A 17,348-nucleotide genomic window follows, 5' to 3' on the forward strand; every position below is an offset into this window, starting at 1 on the left:
CCGGGACCGGCGAAACCGGCGATCGGGCGCGCCCAGGTTGTCGTCGTGTCAGCCCGCTGGCACCTCGTGCCATCAGTGTCAGAGATGCTGGCGGAGGAAGTCGAGTTCCAGCGCGAGCAGCCGCTCGGCGGTGCCACCGGCGGCCATGTGGGTGGCACCGGTGAGCGGGATCACCGAGTGCGGGCGGCCGGTGGCCAGCAGCGCGGCGGAGAGCCGCAGGGTGTGCGCGGCCACCACGTTGTCGTCGGCCAGCCCGTGCACCAGCAGGATCGGCCGGAGCTCGTCCGGGTCGCGTACCGGCTCGGCGGCGAGCTCCAGCAGCGAGTGGTGGGCGTACACGTCGGGGCTGTCCGCCGGCAACCCGAGGTAGCGCTCGGTGTAGGCGGTGTCGTAGAGCGTCCAGTCGGTGACCGGGGCGCCGGCGATGGCACACCGGAACAGGTCCGGCCGGCGCAGCACGGCGAGCCCGGCCAGCCAGCCGCCGAAGGACCAGCCCCGGATCGCCACCCGGCCCAGGTCGAGGTCGGGGTGCTTGCCGGCCAGCGCGGTCAGCGCGTCCGCCTGGTCGGCCAGGATCACGTCGGCCAGCCGCCGGTGCACCACCTTCTCGAACGACGGTGCCACCCCCGGGGTACCCCGGTTGTCGATGGTCACCACCGCGTAGCCGGCGTCGGCCCACCACTGTCGCTCCAGCCAGACCGAGCGGGCGGCCACCACCTCCTGGTGGCCGGGGCCGCCGTACACGTCGAGCAGCACCGGCAGCCGCCGGCCGGCGACGTGGTTGCCGGGGTAGACCACCGCGGCCGGCAGCCGGCGGTCGGTGACCCGTTCCAGCGCGGGTCGGGGGGCGTACGGCGGGGTCGCGGCGAGCGAGCGCAGCGTGCCCACCTCCTGGTCACCCCGCCAGACCGTCCAGCTGCTGCCGGCGCTGTCCAGCGAGCGGGACTGCACCACGAGTACGTCGCCGCCGACCGTCGCGCTGTGCCAGCCCGGGTCGCCGGTCAGCCGCCGGGCGTCGATCCCACCCGCCCCGATCGCGGTACGCACCCGGAACAGGTGCTGCTGGCTCGGTTCGCCGTCGCTCCCCTCGACCAGCAGGTCCGGGCTGCCGTTGTGGTTCGGCAGCCAGCCGACCACCCGCCGCACGTAGAGCGACGGCGGGGTGAGCAGGGTGCCGTCGGCGAAGAGACAGCGGGCGTCGTACCCGTCGTGTGCGAGTTCGCCGCCGACGAGTACCCGGCCGTCGGGCAGGTGTCGCGGCGTGCCGGCGACGGGTTCGACCCAGCGCGGGTCGGCGAGCTCGGCGTGCACCTGGGTCTCGCCGGTGCGCGGGTCCACCGCCAGCACCAGCCCGTGCTGCTGCAACCGGCGCAGTACGGTGATCAGCGGCCCGGTCTCGACCCACTCCACCGAGACCAGGTAGGGATAGGTCTCCCGGTCCCAGTGCACGTCGACCCAGCCGCCGTCGAGGTCGAGCAGGTGGAGGCTCACCTCGGCGTTCGGCCCGCCGGAGCGCGGGTACGCCACCGAGCGCGGCGGGCTGGCCGGGTCACCGGGATCGTGCAGGTGCCAGCGGGGCAGCCGGGATTCGTCGACCCGGGCGGCCAGGATCGAGCGCCCGTCCGGTGCCCACCAGTACCCCCGGAACCTGTCGAACTCCTCGGCCGCGACGAACTCGGCGAGTCCCCAGGTGACGCCGGCGTCCTCGCCGGCCAGCAGGGTGTCGGTGCCGTCCGGGTCGACCACCCGCAACTGCCCGACCGGGCCGCCGCTGCCGGCGGTGTCGGTGACGTAGGCCAGCCGCTGCCCGGTCGGGTCCGGTCGGGGGTCCACCACCGGGCCGGCGACGGCGACCTCGACCACGTCCCCGTGCAGCAGGTCGGCCCGGAACAGCCGGCCGTCGAGGGCGAAGACCGCCACCCGGGCGGCCGGGTCGGTGGCGTAGGAGGCGATGCCGGAGGCGCTCAACCGGAGCCGTTCCCGCAGTGCCCGCTCGGTCGAGTGCGGCGTGCCGGTGGCCGGCTCGGCGGTGCCGGCGGCCGGGGCGAGGTCGACGGCCGGCCCGGCGGGCCCGGTCCGGGTGCCGGTGGTTCCGTTCGGCCGGGTGCCGGCGGTTCCGGTCGACCGGGTACCGGTACGACCGTTCGGCCGGGCCCCGGCGGCGGCTCCGGCCAGCGTGGCGTCGTCGGCTCCCGGCCCGCCCGGGTCGGTGTCGGCCCCGGGGTCGGCGAGCAGGTCGGCGGGGTCGGCGACCAGCCGTTCGGTGCCGTCGGCGACGTCGAACATCCAGAGTGCGTCGACCGGGTCGGTGGGGCCGCCGGAACGGAGGAAGACCACCCGGGAGCCGTCGCTCGCCACCGTCACGGCCCGGGGCGCGCCGCGGCTGAAACGGCGGGTGCGGGCGGCCAACTCGGGGTAGTCCACCCCGTGATCGTAGAGCCGGGCGGTGGTTGATGTGGCCGAGCCGGACCATCGCCGCCCGGTCGGGTGCCGGTAGTCGGGCGGCCACCCTGCGAAGGCGGCAGCAACTCCCTCCAGTAGGGCGAACCGGACCGGCGGCGTAGAGTTGCCCGGGTGACGAACCCTGCGGTGGCCGTCCCGACTGAGCAGGCCGAGCCGGCCGGCTCCGCTCCGGCCCGGCCCGCCCGGCGGCTGCTGCTGGTGCACGCGCATCCCGACGACGAGGCGATCGGCACCGGCGCCACGATGGCGTACTACGCGGCGGCCGGCGCCGGGGTCACCCTGGTCACCTGCACCCTCGGCGAGGAGGGCGAGATCCACGTACCCGCGCTGCGCGGGTTGGCCGCCGCCGAGGCGGACCAGCTCGGCGGGTACCGGATCACCGAGCTGGCCGCGGCCTGCGCCGCGCTCGGGGTGTCCGACCACCGGTTCCTCGGCGGTGCCGGCCGATACCGCGACTCGGGGATGATGGGGCTGCCCACCAACGACCACCCGAGGGCGTTCTGGCGGGCCGACCTGGACGAGGCCGCCGGCCACCTGGTCGAGATCATGCGGGAGGTACGACCGCAGGTGCTCGTCACCTACGACCCGAACGGCTTCTACGGGCATCCCGACCACATCCAGGCGCACCGGGTGGCGATGCGGGCGGCCGAACTCGCCGCCGCCGAGGGCTTCGGGCCGGACAAGATCTACTGGACGGCGATGCCGAGGAGCGTGCTGGAGGCCGGTCTGGCTGCCTTCGCCGAGGCCGGTGACAATCCGTTCGCCGGCACCGAGCAGGCCGACGACCTCCCGTTCGGCACCCCGGACGAGCAGATCGCGGCCCGGATCGACGGCACCGACCAGCACGCCGCCAAGGAGGCGGCGATGCGGGCGCACGGCACGCAGATCCCGGACGACTCGTGGCTCTACTCGATCGCCAGCAACTTCGGCGGCGAGTTCATGGGCGTCGAGTACTACACCCTGGCGGTCGGTACCCGGGGTCCGGGCGCCGGGCCGTACGACTGGGAGGACGACCTCTTCGCCGGACTGCCCGACGCGAGCGCCGACGTGGCGCCGGGTGCCGACGCGGGTGCGGGCGCCGAGGCCGGCGACCGGCCCGACCCGGTGGCCGTGGCACCGCCGCCCCCGACCGGTACGCCGGCGGAGGCGGGCGCGCGGTGAGCCTGCCGAGCGCGCCCGTGTCGACCCCCGAGGAGTTGCGACCCGATCCGCCGCCGCCCGCCGGGCCGTCGGCGGTGTACCGGGCGGTCGACCTGGTGCTGCGGGTGGTCGGTGGCGCGGTCGCGGTGGCAGCCGCCGCGGTCACCGCCGTGCTGGAGCTGATCCTGTCGACGTGGCGGGTCGGCGGCATGCTGATCGGGGTGTCGGTGCTGGTCACCGTGCTGGCGAACGTGGCGTTGGGCTGGTTCGCGCCCCGGGCGGTGGGCCGGCGCTGGGCGCTCGCACTGCCCGCCGTGGTCTGGTTCGCCCTGATGGTGCTCGCGGCCGGCGGCACCGCCGAGGGCGACGTGCTGATCGCCGCCGACAACTGGGTCGGGCTGGTGATGATCTTCGCCGGCTCGGTGACCTTCGCGGTGATGGGCTTCCGGATGCTGATGAACCCGCGCACCCCGGCGCCCCCGCCGCTGCAGCCCTGATCCACCCGCGTTCCCCGGCTCCTCGCTGTGCGCGCCATGGATCCGCTCGGGCACGGGTGGTAGAACTCTGTGGCAGGACGCCCCCGGACGGGTGGGGGCACGAGGCCAGAGGACGTGCGATTGCGATGAGGGAGCGTTGGCTGTCGGTCGGAGTACTCGCGGGCGTGCTGTTCGGGATCAACGTGGCGGCACGCCTGGTGGCCCGGTTCGCCTTCGGTGACGACGCCGAGGTGCAGGACCGGATCTCACTGGGCATGTTCGCCGCGATCGGGCTGGTCCTGGCGACCCTCGCGTTCCTCCGGGGCCAGCGCCGTCCGCTGCCGGACTGGGGCGGGGAGATGGCGCTCGCCGTACTCGTCGCGATGCTGCTGACCGTCTTCGTCGGCCCGTTCGTCAGTGGCAGCCAGCCGTTCGCCTCCGGTGCCGGGGCGTTCTTCTCGCAGATCTGGCTCTACGCCGGCTTCACCCTCGGCGGCGTACTCGTCGGATATCTGCTGCTCACCGCGTTCGGCCGGGACTACCGCTCGCGCTCGCTCAAGCGGTACGCCGAGGCCAAGCAGTCCAAGCCCCGCCGCGTCGTCCGCCGCTGACCTCGGGCTTTCGAGGGATCAGTCCGGGGCGACCCGGGTCTGGTAGGTGTGGTGGGTGCTGAAGCCGAGCCGCCGGTAGAGCGCCACGGCCGCCTCGTTGTGCTCCTCGACCTGGAGGAACGCCCGGGTGGCGCCGAGTTCGGCCGCCCACTGCGCCAGCGCCCGGACCAGGTGCTGGGCCAGCCCCTGGCGGCGGGCCGACGGGACCACCTCGATCAGGCTCAGCCCCAGCCAGCGGCCCCGCCCGGTGACCGTGCCCCGGGCCGTCGCGACCAGCTCCGGCGGATCGTCGGGTCGACCGACCGGCGGCGCATACGCGTGCGCGAAGCGGAGCTGTGGCACGGCGGTGAGGATGTGCCGGGCGGCGGCCGGCAATCCGGCCGGACCCTCGCCGGGGCCGCCCGTGCCGGCGGGAGCATCCTCGGGATCCGCCGGCCGCCCGCCGGCCTGCGCGCCGGGTCGGGCGTACTGCCGGCCCTGTTTCGCCTTGCGCTGGGCGGCCAGGGCCAGCCACTCCGGGGTGGGTGTGCCGGCCAGCTCCGGGCTCGGCAGGTCGGGTCGCTCGGGTACGGCGTCCAGGATCGCCGCCAGCGGAGCGGTCTGCACGAGTACCAGCGGGCGGGTCGACCAGCCGCGCCGGTCCAGGGCCGCCCCGACGGGCGCGGCCAGCGGCAGCGGGACGTTGAACATCGCCGGCCGGCCGCGTTCGGCGTACCAGCGGGTGACCGCGTCGATCGCCTCCTCCAGGGGCCGGTCCGGGTCACCCACCGGCAGCGCGGTGTTCGCCCGCCCGGACCAGCCCTCGGCGGTACGCAGCAGCCAGTCGCCGAGCCGTTCGCGTACCGGGGCGGGCCAGGCCTCGTCCGAGGCGAGTTCGAGTTCGACCACCGCCGCCGCGTTCGGGCGCCGGGCCGGCGGCACCCGCTTGGCCCGGTGCACCTCGCCCAGCGGCACCCGCAGCGGCCCGCTGGCGGTGGCGATCGTGAGATGGGTCTCGGTCAGGTCGACCAGCTCGCCGAGAGCGTCGCTGAACAGGGTACGTCCGCTCTGATTTCCGACAATCCGGCGGACGACGATTCGATGTCCCACATCGCGGCGTCCGAGCACGATCGACCCCCTCCCCGGCGACATACTAGGCTCTTACCGTCGCGGTCGATCGCGGCGTGGCTTGCGGAGGAGAAGATCGGTGACCTACATCATCGCCGAGCCGTGCGTGGATGTGCTCGACAAAGCGTGCATCGAGGAGTGCCCGGTCGACTGCATCTACGAAGGCAACCGGATGCTCTACATCCACCCCGACGAGTGTGTCGACTGCGGGGCGTGCGAGCCGGTCTGCCCGGTGGAAGCGATCTTCTACGAGGACGACGTGCCCGAGCAGTGGAAGGACTACACCACCGCCAACTACGAGTTCTTCGAGGATCTCGGTTCGCCGGGCGGCGCATCCAAGATCGGCAAGGTGGAGAAGGACACCCCGTTCATCGCGGCGCAGCCGCCCCGGGGTGAGCACTGAGCGGCACCGGACCGGTTGCCGGCCGGACACCCGGCGGGTCGCCCCCGGGCCGTACCGGCAACCTGCCCGACTTCCCCTGGGACCTGCTGGAGCCGGCCAAGGCGCTGGCCGGTCGGCACCCGGACGGGATCGTCGACCTCTCCGTCGGTACCCCGGTCGACCCGGTGCCCGCGTCGATCCGGTCCGCCCTGGCGGAGGCCTCGGACGCGCCCGGCTATCCGCTGACCGCCGGCTCGCGGGCCCTGCGCGCCGCCCTCACCGACTGGGTGGCCCGGAACTGCGGGGCGGATCCGGAGGCCGTCGGGGTGCTGCCGACCATCGGCTCCAAGGAGCTGGTCGGCTGGCTGCCGACCCTGCTCGGGCTCGGTCCCGGGGACGTGGTGGTGATCCCGAAGGTCTGTTACCCGACGTACGAGGTCGGGGCGCGGCTGGCCGGGGCGGAGGTGGTCCGGGCGGATGCCCTGACCGCGCTCGGCCCCGATCCCCGGGTACGGCTGGTCTGGGTCAACTCGCCGTCCAACCCGACCGGCCGGGTGCTGCCGCCGGAACACCTGCGCAAGATGGTGGACTGGGCCCGCGAACGCGACGTCGTGCTGGCCAGTGACGAGTGCTACCTCTCGCTGGGCTGGGAGGAGACGCCGACCTCGATCCTCGACCCGGCGGTCTGCGGCGACGACTGTGCCAACCTGCTGGCCGTGCACTCGCTCTCCAAGCGCTCGAACCTGGCCGGCTACCGGGCCGGCTTCGTCGCCGGTGACCGGGGCGTCGTGGAGACCCTGCTGGCGGTTCGCAAGCACGCCGGGATGATCGTGCCGGCTCCGGTGCAGGCGGCGATGGTCGCCGCGCTCGCTGACGAGGCGCACGTGACCGAGCAGCGCGCCCGGTATTCCGCCCGCCGCGAGGTGCTGCGGGACGCGTTGGTCAAGGCCGGTTTCGAGATCGACCACTCCACGGCGGGGCTCTATCTCTGGGCGAGCCGGGACGAGGACTGCTGGGCCACGGTGGACTGGTTCGCCCGCCGGGGCGTCCTGGTGGCGCCCGGCGCCTTCTACGGCCCGACCGGCGACCGGCACGTCCGGGTCGCGCTCACCGCGACCGACGAGCGGGTGACCGCCGCCGCCGATCGACTGCTCGGCTGAGTTCTCGGCCCCGGGGTCCTGCTGTGCTGACTCCGCTGCGGCGGATCTTCGCGGCGCGCGGCGCCGGAGAGCGCTCTCGGAACTTTGCCGTTCGGGCTTGACGCCACGGCAACACGCTGGCAACGATGTATGTACATTTCTCGCGTTCGGCGGTTGCCCGACGACGCGAGCCGCAGGGCGTGACACGGCGGACCGCCCGGTCGACGAAGGGACCGGTCCGTGCGTGGGACAACGCGATCCTGGCTCGGCGCTGCGCTGAGCCTCCTCCTGACACTCGTCCCGGTGGCAGTGCCGCCACCGGCCGCCGCCGCCGCACCCGCCTTCGGCGTGCTGGTCTTCTCCAAGACCGCCGGCTTCCGGCACGGCTCGATCGGCCCCGGCGTCGCCGCGATCCAGCAGCTCGGCGCCGCCAACAACTTCACCGTCGAGGCGACCGAGGACGCCGGGGCGTTCACCGACGCCAACCTGGCCCGGTTCGACGCGGTGGTCTGGCTCTCCACCACCGGGGACGTACTCGACACCGCGCAGCAGAACGCTTTCCAGCGCTACATCCAGGCCGGCGGGGGGTACGTCGGGGTGCACGCCGCCTCGGACACCGAGTACGACTGGCCGTGGTACGGAGGGCTGGTCGGGGCGTACTTCGCCTCGCACCCGGCGCCGCAGCCGGCCACCGTCAAGGTCGCCGACCGGGTGCACCCGTCCACCGAGGCGCTGCCGCTGCGCTGGACCCGCACCGACGAGTGGTACAACTTCCGGACCAACCCGCGCGGCAGGGTGCACGTGCTGGCCACCCTCGACGAGACGACGTACACCGGCGGGGGCAACGGGCACGACCACCCGATCGCCTGGTGCCACAACTACGACGGCGGGCGCTCCTGGTACACCGGCGGCGGGCACACCGACGAGTCGTTCGCCGAGCCGCTGTTCCGGGCGCACCTGCTCGGCGGCCTGCGCAGTGCGGCCGGGGTGGAACCGGGGGTCTGCGGCGGCACGGTCGACAGCAGCTTCCAGCAGGTGACCCTGGCCAGGGGGGTGGCCGAGGTCGGCGAGCCGATGAGCCTGACGGTGCTGCCCGACCGGGGCGTACTGCACACCGCCCGGGACGGCACGATCCGGCACACCGACGCCGCCGGCAACACAAAGGTCGCCGGCCGGCTCGCCGTCTACACCTCCGACGAGGAGGGGTTGCAGGGCATCAAGGCCGACCCGAACTTCCGCACCAACCGCTGGGTGTACGTCTTCTACGCGCCACCGCTGAACACACCCGGCGGCGGCGCCCCGGCCACCGGTACGCCGGCCGACTTCGCCCCGTGGAACGGGGTCAACCGGCTCTCCCGGTTCACCGTCCGGGCCGACAACACCCTGGACCTGGCCAGCGAGACGCTGGTGCTGGACGTGCCGACCAGCCGGGGCATGTGCTGCCACGTCGGCGGGGACATCGACTTCGACGCCGCCGGCAACCTCTATCTCTCCACCGGCGACGACACCAACCCGTTCGACTCGGCCGGGTTCAGCCCGATCGACGAGCGGTCCGGCCGGACCCCGGCGTTCGACGCCCAGCGGACCTCGGCGAACAGCAACGACCTGCGCGGCAAGGTGCTGCGGATCAGGCCGGGCGCGGGCGGCGGCTACACCGTGCCGGCCGGCAACATGTTCGCGCCGGGCACCCCGAACACCCGGCCGGAGATCTACGCGATGGGCTTCCGCAACCCGTTCCGGATGAGCGTGGACCGGGCCACCGGCGTGGTCTACCTCGGCGACTACGGGCCGGACGCCGGCACCGCCGACCCGAACCGGGGACCGGCCGGGCAGGTGGAGTTCGCCCGGATCACCGCGCCCGGGTTCTACGGCTGGCCGTACTGCACCGGCAACAACGACGCCTACAACGAGTTCACCTTCCCGAGCGGGCCGTCCGGGCCGAAGTACAACTGCGCGGGCGGGCCGGTCAACGACTCGCCGAACAACACCGGTATCCGCAACCTGCCGCCGGCGGTGCCGGCCTGGCTGCCGTACACCGGGTCGCAGCCGCCGGAGTTCCCCGGCGGCGGGCTCTCCCCGATGGCCGGCCCGGTCTACCGGTACGACCCGAACTCGACCTCCGAGGCGGCCTTCCCGGAGTACTACGACGGGACGTTCTTCGCCGGTGAGTTCGGCCGGCGCTGGATCCGGAACATCGTGCTGGACGAGGCGGGAAAGCCGTTCAAGATCAATCCGTTCCCCTGGTCCGGTACCCAGGTGATGGACCTGGAGTTCGGCCCGGACGGCGCGCTCTACGTGCTCGACTACGGCACCGGCTTCTTCAACGGCGACGAGAGAACTCGGCGGTCTACCGGATCGAGTACGCCCGCGCCGGCCGGGCCCCGAAGCCGGTGGTCGCGGCGAGCCCGACCTCCGGAGTGGCGCCGCTGACCGTCAGCTTCTCCTCGGCCGGCACCCTCGACCCGGACGGCGACCCGATCAGCTACGCCTGGGACTTCGACGGCAACGGCAGCACCGACTCCACCGCACCGAACCCGACCTTCACCTACACCGGCAACGGCACCCGGAGCGCGACGCTCACCGTGCGGGACTCGACCGGCAAGAGCGCCACCGGCAGCGTGGTGATCACCGTCGGCAACACCGCACCGACGGTCCGGCTGGAGTTGCCGGCCAACGGCCAGACCTTCGGTTTCGGGGACACGGTGCCGTTCCGGGTGGTGGTCACCGACCCGCAGGACGGCACGATCGACTGCTCCCGGGTCAGGGTCAACTACCTGCTCGGGCACGACTCGCACGCGCACCAGCTGGCCAGCGCGCAGGGCTGCACCGGCACGCTGCGCACCCTGGCCGACGGCGAGCACGACGTCTCGGCCAACATCTTCGGCGTCTTCGACGCGGAGTACACCGACAACGGCGGGGGCGGGCAGGCGCCGCTGACCACGCACGCGCAGAGCATCCTGCAACCCCGGGTACGCCAGGCCGAGCACTACTCGTCGAGCAGCGGGGTGCAGACCAGCGCGCCGGGGCAGGCGCACGGCGGCCGGGCGGTCGGATACATCGACAACGGGGACTGGATCGCGTTCACGCCGTACGACCTGACCGGGGTACGGTCCTTCTCGGCCCGGGTCGGCGCGAACGTCGGCGGGCACACCCTGGAGTTCCGGATCGGCTCGCCGACCGGGCAGTTGGTCGGCTCGGCGACGGTGCCGGCGACCGGCGGCTACGGCGAGTTCCGGGAGGTGACCGGCGGCATCACCGCACCGGCCGGCAGCCACGAGCTGTACCTGGTGTTCCGGGGCACCGGCGGCGGGCTCTACGACATCGACGAGTTCACCCTGCTCGGTTCCGGCGGCGGGCCGGGCCCCGAGCCGACCGGCAACCTGGCGCGCAACCGGCCGGCGACCGCGTCCAGCGTGCAGGCTGCCGACGTGCCCGCCTCGGCGGCGGTGGACGGCAACCCGGCGACCCGCTGGTCGTCGACGTTCGCCGACCCACAGTGGATAACCGTCGACCTCGGAGCGTCGTACCAGGTCAGCCGGGTACGCCTGAACTGGGAGGCGGCGTACGGCAGCGCGTACCAGATCCAGACCTCGGCCGACGGCAACACATGGACCACGGTGAAGGCGGTGACCGGGGCGGACGGCGGCGTCGACGACCATCCCGGGCTGACCGGCACCGGCCGGTACGTCCGGATCAACGGCACCGCCCGGGGCACCGGCTTCGGCTACTCGCTCTGGGAGTTCGAGGTCTACGGGACCCCGTCCGGACCGAGTGGCGGGGGAAACCTGCTGCTGGACAAGCCGGCGACGGCGTCCAGTGTGGAGGGTGCCGACGTGCCCGCCTCCGCGGCGGTGGACGGCAACCCGGCGACCCGCTGGTCCTCGCTGTTCACCGACGCACAGTGGATCCGGGTCGACCTCGGCTCGGCGCAGCCGATCGGCCGGGTCAAGCTGGTCTGGGAGGCGGCGTACGGCAGCGGGTACCAGATCCAGACCTCGGCCGACGGCACCACCTGGACCACCGTGCGGTCGGTGACCGGCGGCGACGGCGGCACCGACGAGCACACCGATCTCGGCGCCACCGGCCGCTACCTGCGGATCAACGGCACCGCCCGGGGCACCGGCTACGGCTACTCGCTCTGGGAACTGGAGGCGTACCCGGGCTGACGCCCGGCACCGGGGTCGGCCGACGCTCGCACGGGTCGGCCGACCCTCTCGGCGGGCCTCGGCCGGCGTCGGTGTCGTCGGGCGAGCCTCGCCGATCGATGTCGGTGTCGTCGGGGATGAGCCTCGCCGGTCAGTCGGTGGGCGCGGTGGCCCGGAGGCCGTAGAGCAGCGGGATCCGTGGCTCGTCGGACGGCAGCCGCCACCAGCCGCGTGCCGTCCTGGTCATCCGGGGCCAGCGCGGCCAGGGCACCTCGTCGGTCTCCCGCAGCGCGGTCACCCGCAGGCCGGCACCGACAAGTGCGGTGACCAGTTCACCGAGGCCGTGCGACCACTCGTAGCTCACCGTCGGCCCGTCCAGCGGCGGCCCGTCGGTGTAGCTGTGCGCGGAGTCGAGCCGGCGGGGACCGTCGCCGGCCAGGTAGTCGTGCCGGAGCACCAGGTCGGTGCCCTCGTCCGGGGCCGGAACGAGGCCGAGCGCGGCCAGCAACGGGTGGAACTCCACCACGTACACGCTTCCGCCGGGCCTGAGCAGGTCGGCGACCACACCGGCCCAGCGGTCCAGGTCGGGCAGGTAGACCAACGCGCCCTTGCCGGTGTAGACGACGTCGAACCGGCGACCGGAGAGGGCCTGCGCGGCGTCGAAGACGTTCGCCCGCACGTACTCGATGTCGAGCCCGGCCTCGGCGGCGATCCGCCGGGCCGCCGTGACGGCCGCGCCGGAGATGTCGAGGCCGACCGTCCGGGCGCCGCGTCGGGCGAACGCCGCCGTCTCGGTGCCGAGATGGCACTGTAGGTGCAGCACGTCGCGGCCGGACAGGTCGCCCAGGTCGGCCCACTCGAACTCGGCGAACCAGAACTCGGCATCCCGGCTGCCGACGCCGTAGAACTCGCTGGCCAGGTGGACCGGTGTCCGGGCGTCCCAGTTGGCCTCGATCTCGCGCATCATGCCGCTGACGGCTTCGTCGAAGGTCACCCGTCCATCCAGCCACGACCGGCCGGGCCGTGTAAAGACCGGCGGTGTAGCGGGGCGGCGGTGCAGCGGGGCGGCGGTGTAGGGAGCCGGCGTCGCCGGGCCGGGCGATTCATATCAATAACTTAAATAAGTTTGTGATACACTCACGCCGTGTCCGAGCTGAGCGTCACCGAGCTGGCCTCCACGCTGGAGGACTTCAACCGGATCTTCATCCGGCTGCCGACCGTGCACCGGCTGAACTTCACCACCCTCTCCGTGCTGCACACCCTGCGGTACGGCGGGCCGAAGCGGCTCACCGAGCTGACCGCGAGCGAACAGGTCAGCCAACCGGCGATCACCCAGACCGTGACGAAGCTGGAGAACGACGGCCTGGTGCGGCGCGAACCCGACCCCACGGACGGCCGGGCGGTGCTGGTGCACATCACCGACGACGGGGCCGCGATCGTGGACAGCAGGCGGGCCAGCCGGGTGGCGCACCTGACCGAACTGGCCGGCCGACTCACGGCGGAGGAGCGTGCGGCGATCGCGGCCGCCCTGCCGGCCCTGGCCCGACTGCGTGAACTCGACCGGCAGCGCGACGGCGGGGGCGCGGCCCCACAGCGCGACAGCAGCACCCGGAGGTGACAGTGAACGACCCCTTCCCACTACGACCCGAGCCGATCCACGTGCCCGACGAGGTGCTCGCCGACCTGCGGCGCCGGCTCGACCTGACCCGGTGGCCGGACGACACCGGAAACGAGGACTGGCACTACGGCGTCAACGCTGACTACCTGCGGGAACTCGTCGACTACTGGCGGGACGGGTACGACTGGCGCACGGCCGAGGCCGCGATCAACGCGTACCAGCACTACCGGGTCGAGGTCGACGGTGTCCCCGTGCACTTCATGCGCCGGCCCGGCGTCGGCCCGAACCCGACCCCGTTGATCCTCTCGCACGGCTGGCCGTGGACGTTCTGGCACTGGTCGAAGGTGGTCGACCCGCTGGCCGACCCCGGGGCCTACGGCGGAGACCCGGCCGAGGCGTTCGACGTGATCGTCCCGTCGCTGCCCGGATTCGGATTCTCCGGCACCCGGCCGGACATGAACTTCTGGAAGATCGCCGACCTCTGGCACATCCTGATGACCTCCACGCTCGGCCACCGGCGCTACGCGGCGGCCGGGTGCGACGTCGGAGCCCTGGTCACCGGCCAGCTCGGGCACAGATACCCGGCCGAGCTGTACGGCATGCACATCGGGTCGGGCCAGAAACTCACGATGTTCAACGGCGACCGGGCCTGGGACCTCAGCGGCGGGCAGCCGATCCCGGCCGGGCTGCCGGCCGAGGCGCACGCCCGGATCGTCGCGCTGGACAGGCGTTTCGCCGTGCACCTGGCCGCCCATGTGCTCGGCCCCAGCACGCTCGGCTACGGGCTGACCGACTCACCGGTCGGGATGCTCGGCTGGATCCTGGAACGCTGGGTGAAGTGGAGCGACAACGGCGGTGACATCGAGTCGGTCTTCAGCAAGGACGACCTGCTCACCCACGCCATGATCTACTGGGTGACCGGCACGATCTCCACCTCGATCCGCACCTACGCCAACAACAACCGCTACCCCTGGACGCCGTCCCACGACCGCTGGCCGGTGGTCGAGGCACCCACCGGGATCACCTTCGTCGGCTACGAGAACCCGCCCGGCGTGACCACCGAGCGGCGGGTCGAGCACTTCCTCGGCAGCGACCGCGCCGGCTGGTACAACCACGTCAACCTGACCGTGCACGAGCGCGGCGGGCACTTCATCCCGTGGGAGATCCCCGACGCGTGGGTGGCCGACCTGCGCCGCACCTTCGCGACAGCGCGCCGGATGCGTGCGGTGGACGGCAGCCGCTGAGGCGACCCGGCTCGCCCGCCGACGAGAGCGGGCATTCGCCCGCCGACGAGCGGGACTCTCGCCCGGACGAGCGGGGCCTCAGCTCCAGTTGCGGCGGAACCAGCGCCGCACCAGCGGCGGCACGACCCAGGAGTAGACGCAGAACAGCAGCCAGAGCAGCCCGGCCACCCCCGCCACCATGGGCAGCCCGGCCGCGCGCAGCCCGAAGATCAGGACGAGCGCGCCGAGCCAGACCTTCAGCGGACCGAAGCGCAGCACCGGGCGTATCGGCAGCATCAGGGGATGCCGGGCGATCTTCAGCTCCAGCGCGGACTCGGCGAGCGACTGCTCGCTGGGCATCGCGGCGGCGGCCTGCCGGTAGCCCTCGTACGCCGTGTCGATCCGGCCACGGGCCGCGCTGGTGCCGCCGAGCAGGGCGTGCGCGCCCGGGTGCTCCGGATGGGCGGCGACGAACTCGCGGCTGATCCGCTCGGCGGTGCGGTCGTCGCCGCCGGCGAAGGCCACCTGGATACGGGTGGCGTAGACGATCGGCGCGTCCGGCTCCAGGGCCATGGCCCGCTCGACGAGCTTCGCCGCCTTCTCCGGCTGGCCGTTCGCCGCGCAGACGTCGGCGTAGGTGCAGAGCAGGTCGACGTCGTGCGGTGCCTGGGCCAGCCCGTCGAGCAGGGCCCGCTCGGCGACCTGCGGACGGCCGAGCCGGTGCTCGGCCCGGCCGAGGTGCCATAGCAGGTCGGGATTCGGCCCGACGGCGGCCAACCCGGCGCCGGCCGCCTCGACCACCTCGGACCAGCGGTCCAGCTGGCCCAGCGCGGAGCAGCGCAGCAGGGTCGCGGGCAGGTCGACCGCGTCGGCGGCCGGTAGCCTGGCCAGCTCCGCCAGGGCCTGCTGCGGCCGGTCCGCCAGCAACAGGGCCTCGGCGCGGGCCAGCACCGGTGAGCGGGTGGTCAACGGACCAGCACCAGGATGAGAATACCCTCCAGCACGCCGAAGCCGATCGCCGCGGCGAACCCGGGGCCGATCAGGCTGGCGGGTTCCCCACCGCCGTAGGTGTAGGCCCGGAACGGCGCCCGCTGGAAGGACAGCGCCGCCAGCCAGACGAGCACACCGGTGACCATGCCGGCCAGCCGTACCGCCGAGTTGCCGTCGACGGCCGCGCTGACCGCGAGCCGGGCGCCGAAACCCACCAGCCCGGCCGCGCCGATCGCGGCCAGGCGGCGGCCGGGCAGCCCCAGCCGCCCGCCGTTGAGCACCCCCAGCGCGGCGGCGGCCAGCGGGCCGCCGAAGACGGCGGGAACCAGGATCGACTCAGGGCGCCAGGGCGGCTTGCCGGCCGCCGGCCGCTCCTGGATCGTCGGGCTGAACAGCTCGTCCTGCATCAGGTTCCCATCTCCGCGGTCGAGGGCGCCGGCACAGCATAGTGACCGTCCAGGAACGACCCGACAGGATAACGGCCGGACCGGAGCAACCGGTCGACCGATGACCCCGGCGGCCGACCAGGGCCAGCGTGGTCGACCAGGGCCAGGGCGGTCGACCAGGGCCAGGGCGGCCGACCAGGGCCAGGGCGGCGGCGCCGGGCCGGGAGCTGAAGAACTGCCGACGCGCCGTCCGAAGGCTAGGGTGGGCGGATGACGGAGCAACCCTTCGTGCTGGTCCGCGGCGAGGTGGTCCGGGAGGTACCCCCGGAGATCGCCCGCTTCTCGGTGACGGTCGCCGCCCGGGACCGGAACCGCCCCGCCGCACTGGCCCGGCTCGCCGAGCGCTCCGAGGCGGTCCGCACGCTCGTCGACGGGTACGGCGACGCGATCGAGCGCCGGGAGACCGGCAACCTGTGGGTACGCCCCGAGCTGAAACGCTCCGGCGAAAAGGTCACCGGGTACGCCGGCAGTGCCACCACCACCGTCACGGTGACCGACTTCGGGGTGCTCGGCGAGCTGATGCTCCGGCTCGCCGACCAGGACCAGAGCACCGTGGCCGGACCGTGGTGGGAACTGCGGCCGGGCAGCCCGGTGCACCGGGCAGCCCGGCGGGCCGCGGTCGCCGAGGCGATCGCCCGGGCCCGGGAGTACGCCGACGCGCTCGGCGCCGAGGTGACCGCCCTGCTCCAGCTCTCCGACGCGGGCCCGACCGCGCAGCCGTTGATGATGACCCGGGCCGCACACACGATGAGTTTCGCGGCGGCCGGGGGAGCGCCGCCGGAACTCGAACTCGACCCGCAGGTGCAGAGCGTGCAGGCCGCCGTCGAGGCCCGGTTCGCGATCACCCCGCCGCCGCTCGCGGACGGCCCGTCGGCGGGCGGCGGCCACCGGGCGGCGGCGGGATAGCTCCGCCGGTGCCCAGCAGACCGTCACCGCAGACGCTCGGCCAGCTGGTCGACCGGGCCCGGGGGCTGGCGTCGACCGGCCGGCGCCGGTTGCTCGGCGTCACCGGCGCCCCGGCGGCCGGCAAGTCGACCCTGGCCGGGCTGCTGGTGACGGCCCTGCCCGGGGTCGCCGAACTGGTGCCGATGGACGGCTTCCACCTGGCCGGGGTCGAGCTGCACCGGCTCGGCCGGCACGCCCGCAAGGGTGCCCCGGACACCTTCGACGCGGCCGGTTTCGTCGCGCTGCTGCGCCGGCTGCGGGCCGGCGAAGAGACGGTGTACGCGCCAGAGTTCCGACGGGAGCTGGAGGAGCCGGTCGCCGGGGCGATCCCGGTCCCCCCGTCGGTGCCGCTGGTGGTGGTCGAGGGGAACTACCTGCTGCTGCCCGACCAGCCCTGGGCACAGGTGCGCGGACTTCTCGACGAGGTGTGGTATCTCGACCTCGACGAGGCCGAGCGGCTGCACCGGCTCACCGAGCGGCACATCGCCTTCGGTCGCGCCCCGGCGGAGGCGGCGGCCCGGGCCCGGGGCACCGACCAGCGCAACGCCGAACTGATCGCCGGCACGGCCGACCGGGCCGACCTCGTCGTCCGGATGGCACCGTCCACTCCGGCCTGATTCCGCAGCTGGATTCCCGTGTGGCGTCGGCTCCGTTCCGAGTTGG

14 protein-coding genes and 2 pseudogenes are annotated in these 17,348 nt (G+C 73.6%); 10 read left to right on the forward strand and 6 right to left on the reverse strand.

Annotated elements, in window-relative coordinates; all coding sequences use genetic code 11:
• Positions 1-78: 78 nt before the first annotated feature.
• The gene (locus ACN28A_RS19290; RefSeq protein ID WP_421404502.1) at positions 79-2,175 is read right to left on the reverse strand and encodes a prolyl oligopeptidase family serine peptidase; all 2,097 of its coding nucleotides are present in this window, start codon (positions 2,173-2,175) and stop codon (positions 79-81) included.
• Positions 2,176-2,190: 15 nt separating this feature from the next.
• Positions 2,191-2,424 (reverse strand): annotated as a pseudogene (locus ACN28A_RS19295) (peptidase S9); the annotation flags it as partial.
• Between the two features lie 165 nt (positions 2,425-2,589).
• On the opposite strand from ACN28A_RS19295, the gene mshB reads away from it, so the two are divergent.
• From mshB to ACN28A_RS19310, 3 genes are all read left to right on the forward strand, one after another.
• On the forward strand, positions 2,590-3,624 hold the full coding sequence (gene mshB, locus ACN28A_RS19300; protein ID WP_421404504.1) for an N-acetyl-1-D-myo-inositol-2-amino-2-deoxy-alpha-D-glucopyranoside deacetylase: 1,035 nt from the start codon (positions 2,590-2,592) through the stop codon (positions 3,622-3,624).
• Positions 3,621-4,100 carry a hypothetical protein gene (locus tag ACN28A_RS19305; protein ID WP_421396918.1) on the forward strand — a complete coding sequence of 160 codons (480 nt, stop codon included), beginning with the start codon at positions 3,621-3,623 and terminating at the stop codon, positions 4,098-4,100. Before mshB ends, ACN28A_RS19305 begins: the two co-directional genes overlap by 4 nt.
• Before the next feature lie 125 nt (positions 4,101-4,225).
• Positions 4,226-4,690 (forward strand): hypothetical protein, encoded by a 465-nt coding sequence (locus tag ACN28A_RS19310; RefSeq protein WP_421396919.1) that lies wholly within the window; start codon positions 4,226-4,228, stop codon positions 4,688-4,690.
• An 18-nt stretch (positions 4,691-4,708) separates the two neighbouring features.
• On the opposite strand, the gene ACN28A_RS19315 is transcribed toward ACN28A_RS19310, so the two are convergent.
• Complete coding sequence (locus ACN28A_RS19315; RefSeq protein WP_421396920.1) at positions 4,709-5,797, reverse strand: GNAT family N-acetyltransferase; 1,089 nt, start codon at positions 5,795-5,797, stop codon at positions 4,709-4,711.
• A gap of 79 nt (positions 5,798-5,876) precedes the next feature.
• On the opposite strand from ACN28A_RS19315, the gene fdxA reads away from it, so the two are divergent.
• The 3 genes and pseudogenes from fdxA (at position 5,877) to ACN28A_RS19330 (ending at position 11,484) form a co-directional block, all read left to right on the forward strand.
• Positions 5,877-6,200 (forward strand): ferredoxin, encoded by a 324-nt coding sequence (gene fdxA / locus ACN28A_RS19320; RefSeq protein ID WP_421396921.1) that lies wholly within the window; start codon positions 5,877-5,879, stop codon positions 6,198-6,200.
• Between the two features lie 62 nt (positions 6,201-6,262).
• Positions 6,263-7,339 (forward strand): succinyldiaminopimelate transaminase, encoded by a 1,077-nt coding sequence (gene dapC / locus ACN28A_RS19325; protein WP_421404506.1) that lies wholly within the window; start codon positions 6,263-6,265, stop codon positions 7,337-7,339.
• A 219-nt stretch (positions 7,340-7,558) separates the two neighbouring features.
• Positions 7,559-11,484: pseudogene (locus ACN28A_RS19330) on the forward strand (ThuA domain-containing protein).
• Positions 11,485-11,614: 130 nt separating this feature from the next.
• Here the strand turns inward: ACN28A_RS19330 and ACN28A_RS19335 are convergent.
• Positions 11,615-12,457 carry a class I SAM-dependent methyltransferase gene (locus tag ACN28A_RS19335; RefSeq protein WP_421396922.1) on the reverse strand — a complete coding sequence of 281 codons (843 nt, stop codon included), beginning with the start codon at positions 12,455-12,457 and terminating at the stop codon, positions 11,615-11,617.
• Between the two features lie 150 nt (positions 12,458-12,607).
• On the opposite strand from ACN28A_RS19335, the gene ACN28A_RS19340 reads away from it, so the two are divergent.
• The gene (locus tag ACN28A_RS19340; RefSeq protein ID WP_421396923.1) at positions 12,608-13,081 is read left to right on the forward strand and encodes a MarR family winged helix-turn-helix transcriptional regulator; all 474 of its coding nucleotides are present in this window, start codon (positions 12,608-12,610) and stop codon (positions 13,079-13,081) included.
• Positions 13,082-13,083: 2 nt separating this feature from the next.
• Complete coding sequence (locus tag ACN28A_RS19345) at positions 13,084-14,325, forward strand: epoxide hydrolase family protein (RefSeq protein ID WP_421396924.1); 1,242 nt, start codon at positions 13,084-13,086, stop codon at positions 14,323-14,325.
• Between the two features lie 78 nt (positions 14,326-14,403).
• Here ACN28A_RS19345 and ACN28A_RS19350 read toward each other — a convergent pair whose 3' ends face one another.
• Together ACN28A_RS19350 and ACN28A_RS19355 are read right to left on the reverse strand one after the other, a co-directional pair.
• Complete coding sequence (locus ACN28A_RS19350) at positions 14,404-15,273, reverse strand: tetratricopeptide repeat protein (protein ID WP_421396925.1); 870 nt, start codon at positions 15,271-15,273, stop codon at positions 14,404-14,406.
• Positions 15,270-15,701: a hypothetical protein gene (locus tag ACN28A_RS19355; protein WP_421396926.1), complete on the reverse strand. Its 432-nt coding sequence runs from the start codon at positions 15,699-15,701 to the stop codon at positions 15,270-15,272. The genes ACN28A_RS19350 and ACN28A_RS19355 overlap by 4 nt, the downstream gene beginning before the upstream one ends.
• Positions 15,702-15,950: 249 nt before the next feature.
• Between ACN28A_RS19355 and ACN28A_RS19360 the strand changes: the two genes are divergently transcribed.
• Together ACN28A_RS19360 and ACN28A_RS19365 are read left to right on the forward strand one after the other, a co-directional pair.
• On the forward strand, positions 15,951-16,646 hold the full coding sequence (locus ACN28A_RS19360; protein WP_421396927.1) for an SIMPL domain-containing protein: 696 nt from the start codon (positions 15,951-15,953) through the stop codon (positions 16,644-16,646).
• A gap of 8 nt (positions 16,647-16,654) precedes the next feature.
• Positions 16,655-17,302 carry a nucleoside/nucleotide kinase family protein gene (locus ACN28A_RS19365; RefSeq protein ID WP_421396928.1) on the forward strand — a complete coding sequence of 216 codons (648 nt, stop codon included), beginning with the start codon at positions 16,655-16,657 and terminating at the stop codon, positions 17,300-17,302.
• The last annotated feature ends 46 nt before the right edge of the window (positions 17,303-17,348 follow it).

The organism is Plantactinospora sp. WMMB782, assembly GCF_049179135.1.
Lineage (GTDB): Bacteria > Actinomycetota > Actinomycetes > Mycobacteriales > Micromonosporaceae > Plantactinospora.

Bases quoted from the DNA above. Each gene is read 5' to 3' on its own strand.
- ACN28A_RS19310 (WP_421396919.1), top strand. From the start codon at position 4,226: ATGAGGGAGCGTTGGCTGTCGGTCGGAGTACTCGCGGGCGTGCTGTTC.
- ACN28A_RS19355 (WP_421396926.1), bottom strand. From the start codon at position 15,701: ATGCAGGACGAGCTGTTCAGCCCGACGATCCAGGAGCGGCCGGCGGCC.
- ACN28A_RS19360 (WP_421396927.1), top strand. From the start codon at position 15,951: ATGACGGAGCAACCCTTCGTGCTGGTCCGCGGCGAGGTGGTCCGGGAG.